The sequence below is a fragment of the Pleomorphomonas koreensis DSM 23070 genome (genome assembly GCF_000425185.1).
Lineage (GTDB): Bacteria > Pseudomonadota > Alphaproteobacteria > Rhizobiales > Pleomorphomonadaceae > Pleomorphomonas > Pleomorphomonas koreensis.
In genome coordinates, this window is the sequence record NZ_AULH01000009.1 from 203,759 (window position 1) to 210,737 (window position 6,979).

Below are 6,979 nucleotides of genomic sequence, written 5' to 3' on the forward strand. Positions count from 1 at the left end.
TAACCTGAGAAGCGGTGACACGGGCTGCGGGATGCGTGGCACGGAATGACCATTTCCGCGCCATTACGTAGTAAGCCATAGGAATCCGTCGCGCCGCATGCGATGAAACGGCGGTCCCGAGACGATCGGGCTCATCGAGGCGGTTGACCGGCGGCGATCTGGCGGCAAGCAATTTTCATCAGGCGTTTTCAAGTCTTTCGGACAAATCCTAGTAACGGCAATTTTAAACTCCGGCAGACCCGCCCGGCGCAACCGCCTCGATTTTCTTTCCGGCCCTGCGAATGTCGCCTGCGACCGGATCAGGACAGCGGCAGGCAGTTGCCGACGGCGGCCGGCTTGACACGGCCCGCCTTGAGGTCGCTCAACTGTGGGACCGTCGGATCGAAACCGCCGGTCCCCGCCTCGTAGATGGTGCGGTTCACCTCGATCGGCCGCCCGCTGGTCGAGAAGATGATCATGCCCGTCGTGCCGACATAGGCGCGGTAGGCGTTCATCTTGCAGAAATACTGCTTTGTGCCGTTCGAAGCGATCCAGCCGGGCAGGCCCGACCTTCCCGTGGTGAGCTTGCCGAGCGTGTAGCCCTGCTGCGTCAGTTTGGTGAAGGTTTCGGCCCGAGCCACGCCGGCCATGGCGAAGAGAACGGCGAACGCGCCGATGGCGAGTTGCTTCAATGGGATGGACATGGATGTTCCCCGGATATCGAAGACATCCCGTTCTAGCAGCCCCGTGGATGCAACCTTAATCTGAATCAACCGATGGCAGCGTTGTCCCCCGGTTTCGCGCCGCTCACAGCCAACGCTTCCAGCGGAACAGGCCATAGGTGCCGGCCGCCGACAGGATCATTGCCGCGACGCCCCAGACATAGCCGTAGCTCCAGTCGAGTTCGGGCATGAACTTGAAGTTCATGCCGTAGAAGCTGGCCACCAGCGTCGGCGGCATGAAGATCACCGCGAGAACCGAGAAGATCTTGATGGTGTCGTTCTGCTGGATCGAGATCAGGCCGAGCGTCGCGTCGAGCAGGAAAGTGATGCGCTCCTCCTGGCCGCGGCAATGGTCGGCCAGCGCGGTGACGTCGCTCTTCATCGGCTTCAGGCGGGCGACATCCTCCTTGGAGTAGCGCGTCCCTTCCATCTTGGCGGTGAGGAACAGCAGGAGGCGGGAGAGCGAGATCAGGCTCTCCTGGAAATGGCCGAGCCGCAGGCCCTCGCGGCCGATGCGCCTCAGCGAGCTCTTGTAGCGGTCGCCGGTCGGCGAGGTGCGCGAATCGTCCTCGAACACGCGGCGGGCAATGGTCTCGATGCGGGCGCCCGACTGCTCGATGACGTCGGCGAGCCGGTCGATGGCCGCCTCCAGGATGGTGAGTAGCGCGCCGTGCGAGGTCGTCACGTTGGCGCCCGCCGTCGTCACGTTCTTGATGGCGAGCGGGATGGTGCCCGGCTCGTCGTAGCGGACGGTGACGAGGTGCTTTTCGGTGAGCACGAAGGTGACGACGGTGATGCCCGGATCGTTGCCGCCGGCGCGGCAGGGCAGGGCGGCGGTGAGATAGAGGACGTCGTTCACCGCCGAAAGGCGGCTCGACGGCTCGATCTCCTCCATCTCGGCGCGGGTGGGCAGCTCGGCGCCGATGAACCGCTCCACCGCCAGCTCCTCGTCGCGCGTCGGCGTCATCAGGTCGATCCAGAGCGTGTGCTGATCCGGCACCAGCGCGCCGCAGTTGGGCGCGTACTCGAGCTTGTCGCCGACGGGATGGAAGGCGTTGAGCATGGGCAACGTCCGGAATCTCCGGCCTTCGCGAGGCCGGTTCGCTTGGCGATGGGCAATGTCTCCGAATGCGGCCGCGTCTCCCCCGAAGGAAAGCGCCGCCGTTCGTCTGTCTATACGGGGGCACGGCGGCGGTCGAGTCTTTCCCGCCTATCCTTGCACAGGGCAATGGTCTTCAGGCGATTGCCCGGCTGTTTTCTGTTCCGCGTCGGCCGCCGCCCCTCGGGCTTTCCGCGCCGTTGCAGCCTTGCGCCGCCTAGGCGATCTGATAAGTGTTTCGTCGGATGGAGAGGCGAGGAGAGCATGGCGCGCGGCGGCTGGCGACGGGAACTGGCGGGACTGGGACGCGACGTGCTGCGCGTCCTGCTGGCCTACACGCTGCTGCTGCCGATGCTGGTGCCGGTCGCGCTGGTCCGCGCCGAGGCGTCTGCGCCGTCGGTGATCGTTCACTCCCTCTGTTCCGCGATGCCGCAGGCCGCCGATGACCAGCCGGAAAAGTCCACGGTATCGGTCGATTGCCTGATCTGCTGCCTGGTTCCCGCCGCCGGCCTTCCGCCACAGGCGGCCGCGCAGCCTGCGCCGGTCGAGGTCGTGCTGCCGCTGCGCCGCATCCTGGCGACGACGACCGTCCGCCTCGTGCCCGAGGGCGAGCCGCCGCCGCAACGGGCGCCGCCCCGCCTCGCCTGACCGATACCGGCCACGCCACAGGATGCGGAGGCCGTCTTCGCGTGCATCGCGCCGGCCTGAAGCGCCGGCCCGCCGGCGCCACAGGCGATCGGCCGTCAATGACAGAGGTTTCCCATGTTGCAGAATTCCCGCAAACTATTCCGCGCCGCGCTGGTTGCCGGCCTCCTCGCGGCGCTGCCCGCCGTCTCGGGCTTCGCGGCCGAACCGGCCGTCGCCCACGAGTTCAAGGCCGGGGAGCTGACCCTGAAGCATCCGTGGACGCGCGCCACGCCGAAAGGCGCCGAGATGGGCGGCGGCTTCGTCGCCATCGTCAACGCCGGCAGCGAGGCGGACAAGCTCATCGGCGGCAGCTTCGCGCTGGCCGGCCGCACCGAGGTGCACGAGATGAAGATGGAAGGCGACGTCATGAAGATGCGCAAGCTCGACGGCGGCCTCGACATCCCGGCCGGCAGCACCGTCGAGCTGAAGCCGGGCTCCTACCACCTGATGTTCATGGAACTGAGCGCCCCGCTCGAGGCTGGCGCCAAGGTGAAGGGCTCGCTGGTGTTCGAGAAGGCCGGCGAGGTGCCGGTGGAGTTCGCCGTCGAGGCGATCGACGCCACGGCCAAGGGCCACAAGACCGGCGGCCATGGCGCCATGCCGATGGACGGCGGCGAGATGGGCAAGGCCGGCCACGGCGGCTGACCACGGGACCGCGGATCACCCGCCGCCTGAAAGCGAAACGGCCGGAGCACGCCGCTCCGGCCGTTTTCGTAGTCGTCCGCCTGTGTTCCGAGGGCATAAACCCACCTCACGCGACAAGCCGCAGACGGCCAATCGCGCCAAGCCTTCGGACCAAGCTGGAAGAAAGTCGCCCGCCGGGCCGGCCACGGAGGGCGCCGGCCCCGGAAAGCCGATCGATCAGTCCTCGTAAGAGAACATCGGCGCGGTCTGCTGACCGGTCGTGTAGTCCTTCTGCTGCACCTGGCGGCGCATGGCGCGCGCGGCAGCATTCACCGCGGGAATGCCGATCTCATGATACTGAGCATCGAGTTCGATTTCGCTGCCTTGTTGGATCTGACCTTTGTTGACAGCGTCAGCCTGCTTGACCATCTGGGTTCCGTCCTGCCCGGTCACCGGGATACGTGGTTTGTATTATGTATTCGTTCGGGAGCGTCGTGTTTAAATCACGCCTTCGACGGTCATATATTAAGCCCGCGAATGAGGCCGAACAAGGGCAGGCAGCATTCGCACGCTTCGGGTTTCCCACTACGTCGGACTAGATTTTCAGAGGCGTGACCAAAATGCGACATTTGCTTTGCCCCTCATCATGGTCAAAAGCTGAACAAGTATTCAGCTCTCTGCAAAGCACCTGACAATAGCAAGAAAAACTTAACGGCAATTTAAGCAAAAGCTGTTCGGTCGCCTGGAACGCCTGCCTACTGGCGCGGCGGCCACCAGCGGAATGCAGAAATCATCGATCGCACGGTAAAAATCGTCGTCCGGCAGGGCAGGGCGAAAACGTCGGGCGCCGTCGCGAGGACTCGCGGCAGCCGGAAGTAAACGCAATTCCTCTCCCCGCCGGTCAACGTTCTTCGCACCTTTCAATGCCCCATCAGCGCGGACACATGGGCGGCGGCCGACAGGCCGAGCGCGTCGATGTCGTAGCCGCCCTCGAGCAGCGAGACGATGCGGCCGCCGCAGACGCGGTCGGCGACCTCCATCAGTGCGCGGGTGAGGACGGCATAATCGCCCTCGACAAAGTTGAGATCGGCAAGCGGATCGCGGAAATGCGCATCGAAACCGGCCGACAGCACCAGGAGGTCGGGACGGAAGGCCGCGACGGCCGGCAGGATGCGATCGTTGAACGCGGCGAGCGCCACGGCGCCGTTGGCGCCGGCGTTGAGCGGCACATTGAGGATGTTGCCGGCAGCGCCGGTTTCCGACGCCTCGCCGGTACCGGGGAACAACTGCGCCTGATGGATCGAGGCGTAGAACACCGTTGCGTCGGCCTGGAAGATGTTCTGCGTGCCGTTGCCGTGATGGACGTCGAAGTCGACGATGGCGACGCGCTCGGCGCCGTGCGCCGCCTGGGCATGGCGGGCGGCGACGGCGGCATGGTTGAAGAAGCAGAAGCCCATGGCGTGCCGGGCGCTGGCGTGGTGGCCGGGCGGCCGGGCGGCGGAAAAGGCGTTGTCGACGAGGCCGGTCATCACCTCGTCGACGGCAAGGCAGGCGGCGCCGGCCGCCAGCCGTGCCGCCTCGTAGGTGCCGTTCGACAGGATGGTGTCGTTGCTGATCGACATCAGGCCGTCGTGCGGCGCCTGGATGCGGATGTGGTCGACATAGGCGGCCGGATGGACGCGCTGGATCTCCTCGTCGGTGACCGGCCGTGCCAGATCGCGGATCAAATGCTGGAACGCCTCGCCCTCCAGCCGCTGCTCGATGGCGGCAATGCGCTCGGGCTGCTCGGGATGGTTGGGCGGGGCAAGGTGGTCGCGATAGCGCGGGTGGCTCAGAAAAAGTGTCCGCAAGGTGCGACGGTCTCCGGAGGGACGCCTCTGGTGTCCGTGAAAATCCGGAGACAGAGGACCCCGCCGGCGCCGCGCCGTCAAGTGGCGGGAAGGCTTAGCGGTGTGCCAACCGGAGACGGACAGCCGGGCCGTCAGATGGATGTAGGCGTCGAGAAGGCGTGCAGCTTCCCTGGCGGCGATGCCGAGTTTCGACCACGGCGGTATGCCGCGCGCCGGCCAGCGGGAGACCGGCGTTCCGATTCCGCAACGGAACGATCAGGAACCGAAGCCGTTCCGGTCGCGCGGCGCCGCCGCCCGGGTCAAACGGTCGCGAATCGCCTCGCCGAGGCCATTGGCGGGAATCGGCGCCACGGCAATGCCGGAAATGTCGTCGCCGTCGACGCGGCGCAGCATGTCGAACAGGTTGGCCGCCGCCTCGCGCAGGTTGCCCGACGGACTGAGGTTGAGGACGCGCGCCGCCTCGCCGACGCCGCGGACCGGCGCGCCGCCGAAGGCGAGCAGCGCCTCGCCCGGCTCGACGCGATGCACGTCGAGTCGCACGCGGGCGCGGGGGGCGTAGTGGGAGGCGAGCATGCCGGGCGCCACCGGCGCGGCCGACGGGTCGCCTTCCGAGCGGACAACGGTGAGGCCGGCCGCCGCCTCGATCTCCTCGCGGGCCAGCCCGCCCGGCCGGAGCAGATAGGGAATGCCGCCCTGCACCTGCAGGATGGTCGATTCGAGGCCGACCTCGGTGCGGCCGCCGTCGAGGATCAGCGGAATGCGGCGGGAGAGGTCGCCATAGACGTGGGCGGCGGAGGTCGGGCTGACGTGGCCGGAGACATTGGCGCTCGGCGCGACGATTGGCACGCCGGCGGCGACGATCAGGTCGAGCGCCACCCGGTGCGCTGGCATGCGCACGGCGAGCGTGTCGAGACCGGCGGTGGCCAGCGAGGAAACCGGGCAGTCCGGCCGCGCCGGCAGCACCAGCGTCAGCGGCCCCGGCCAGAAGGTCTCGGCCAGATGCCGCGACAGCGGATCGAAATCGACCAGAGTTGCGGCCATGTCGACACCGGCCACATGGGCGATCAGCGGGTTGAAGGAGGGCCGGCCCTTGGCCTCGTAGATGGCAGCGACGGCCTCGCCGCGCGTCGCGTCGGCGCCGAGGCCGTAGACGGTCTCGGTCGGGAAGGCGACGAGATCGCCCCGCCGAATGTGATCGGCGGCAAGGCGGATCGCCGCGTCGGTCGCCGCTTCGATGCGGGCAAGCTCTTGGGAACGGTGGGGCACGGAGGGTCCTGCGATGGGGCGGCTCTGGCCCGCCCGAAGCCGATTGTGTGGGACCAATCTATGGCGGCGTCAAGGCCGGGAGGGAAGGGGGTGGTCATGGCTTGCGATTTGGCTTTTGATCCATGATCGCATGGCTCGGAGATGGAATACGAAATGACATCCGTCACTCCACCCGTCGTTCCGGAACTCGATGTTTCCGACCTGAACCGTTCCCTGTCCTTCTATCAAACGGTTCTCGGCTTCCGGATCCATGCCGAAAGGCCGGAAGAGCGCTTTGCCTATCTCTTGCGCGGCGAGGTGCATTTGATGCTGCAGGAAGCGCAGGGACCGGGGCGGCGTTTTCGTACCGCCCTGCTGGAATATCCATTTGGAAGGGGCATCAACCTTCAGATTGAAGTCTCCGATGTGGATCACCTGTGTTCCAAGGCAGGATCGTGTCCCAGGGCGTGGTGTAGCTTCGGCGCTCGCCGTGCCTTCCGGACAGAGCCGGGAACGTGTCAGCTTGCCGCTGGCAGGCTGATGAGCGGATCATCGCTCATCGTGGCGATGGTCTCAAGTGTCATGTAGCGGGACCGCTGGACGGCCCACTCGTCATTTTGTTCGAGCAGCAGCGCCCCGACGAGTCTGACGATTGCGTCATCGTTGGGAAAGATGCCGACGACCTCTGTCCGTCGTTTGATCTCGCCGTTGAGACGTTCGATGGGGTTTGTGCTGTGAAGCTTGGTCCAGTGCTGCCTGGGAAAGGTCATGTA

At 66.3% G+C, this 6,979-nt stretch carries 9 protein-coding genes; 3 read left to right on the forward strand and 6 right to left on the reverse strand.

Translation table 11 applies throughout. The features are described from left to right. Positions 1-299: 299 nt before the first annotated feature. Positions 300-683: a hypothetical protein gene (locus H512_RS0109205; protein WP_036790796.1), complete on the reverse strand. Its 384-nt coding sequence runs from the start codon at positions 681-683 to the stop codon at positions 300-302. 103 nt (positions 684-786) lie between these two features. Further along, a complete protein-coding gene (locus tag H512_RS0109210; protein ID WP_026783209.1) occupies positions 787-1,764 on the reverse strand; it encodes a magnesium transporter CorA family protein in 978 nt (325 codons plus the stop codon). A gap of 300 nt (positions 1,765-2,064) precedes the next feature. Between H512_RS0109210 and H512_RS0109215 the strand changes: the two genes are divergently transcribed. Both H512_RS0109215 and H512_RS0109220 read left to right on the forward strand, forming a co-directional pair. Continuing rightward, the gene (locus tag H512_RS0109215) at positions 2,065-2,448 is read left to right on the forward strand and encodes a hypothetical protein (protein WP_026783210.1); all 384 of its coding nucleotides are present in this window, start codon (positions 2,065-2,067) and stop codon (positions 2,446-2,448) included. A 114-nt stretch (positions 2,449-2,562) separates the two neighbouring features. After that, a complete protein-coding gene (locus tag H512_RS0109220) occupies positions 2,563-3,132 on the forward strand; it encodes a copper chaperone PCu(A)C (protein ID WP_026783211.1) in 570 nt (189 codons plus the stop codon). Between the two features lie 216 nt (positions 3,133-3,348). Here the strand turns inward: H512_RS0109220 and H512_RS0109225 are convergent, their stop codons facing one another. The 3 genes from H512_RS0109225 to H512_RS0109235 all read right to left on the reverse strand — a co-directional run bounded on the left by H512_RS0109225 (position 3,349) and on the right by H512_RS0109235 (position 6,227). Further along, positions 3,349-3,540 (reverse strand): hypothetical protein, encoded by a 192-nt coding sequence (locus H512_RS0109225; RefSeq protein WP_026783212.1) that lies wholly within the window; start codon positions 3,538-3,540, stop codon positions 3,349-3,351. A 491-nt stretch (positions 3,541-4,031) separates the two neighbouring features. Next, positions 4,032-4,961, reverse strand: coding sequence for a histone deacetylase family protein (locus tag H512_RS0109230; RefSeq protein WP_026783213.1), 930 nt, complete (start codon positions 4,959-4,961; stop codon positions 4,032-4,034). A gap of 255 nt (positions 4,962-5,216) precedes the next feature. Further along, positions 5,217-6,227, reverse strand: a complete 1,011-nt coding sequence (locus tag H512_RS0109235) for an L-threonylcarbamoyladenylate synthase (protein WP_036790799.1) — start codon at positions 6,225-6,227, stop codon at positions 5,217-5,219. Between the two features lie 153 nt (positions 6,228-6,380). Between H512_RS0109235 and H512_RS27885 the strand changes: the two genes are divergently transcribed. After that, positions 6,381-6,794, forward strand: coding sequence for a VOC family protein (locus tag H512_RS27885; protein ID WP_156899436.1), 414 nt, complete (start codon positions 6,381-6,383; stop codon positions 6,792-6,794). Here H512_RS27885 and H512_RS0109240 read toward each other — a convergent pair. Continuing rightward, on the reverse strand, positions 6,725-6,979 hold a 255-nt coding region (locus tag H512_RS0109240), incomplete at its 5' end, for an IS256 family transposase (protein ID WP_026783215.1). The genes H512_RS27885 and H512_RS0109240 overlap by 70 nt on opposite strands.

Bases quoted from the DNA above. Each gene is read 5' to 3' on its own strand.
- H512_RS0109205 (WP_036790796.1), bottom strand. From the start codon at position 683: ATGTCCATCCCATTGAAGCAACTCGCCATCGGCGCGTTCGCCGTTCTC.
- H512_RS0109210 (WP_026783209.1), bottom strand. From the start codon at position 1,764: ATGCTCAACGCCTTCCATCCCGTCGGCGACAAGCTCGAGTACGCGCCC.
- H512_RS0109215 (WP_026783210.1), top strand. From the start codon at position 2,065: ATGGCGCGCGGCGGCTGGCGACGGGAACTGGCGGGACTGGGACGCGAC.
- H512_RS0109220 (WP_026783211.1), top strand. From the start codon at position 2,563: ATGTTGCAGAATTCCCGCAAACTATTCCGCGCCGCGCTGGTTGCCGGC.
- H512_RS0109225 (WP_026783212.1), bottom strand. From the start codon at position 3,540: ATGGTCAAGCAGGCTGACGCTGTCAACAAAGGTCAGATCCAACAAGGC.
- H512_RS27885 (WP_156899436.1), top strand. From the start codon at position 6,381: ATGACATCCGTCACTCCACCCGTCGTTCCGGAACTCGATGTTTCCGAC.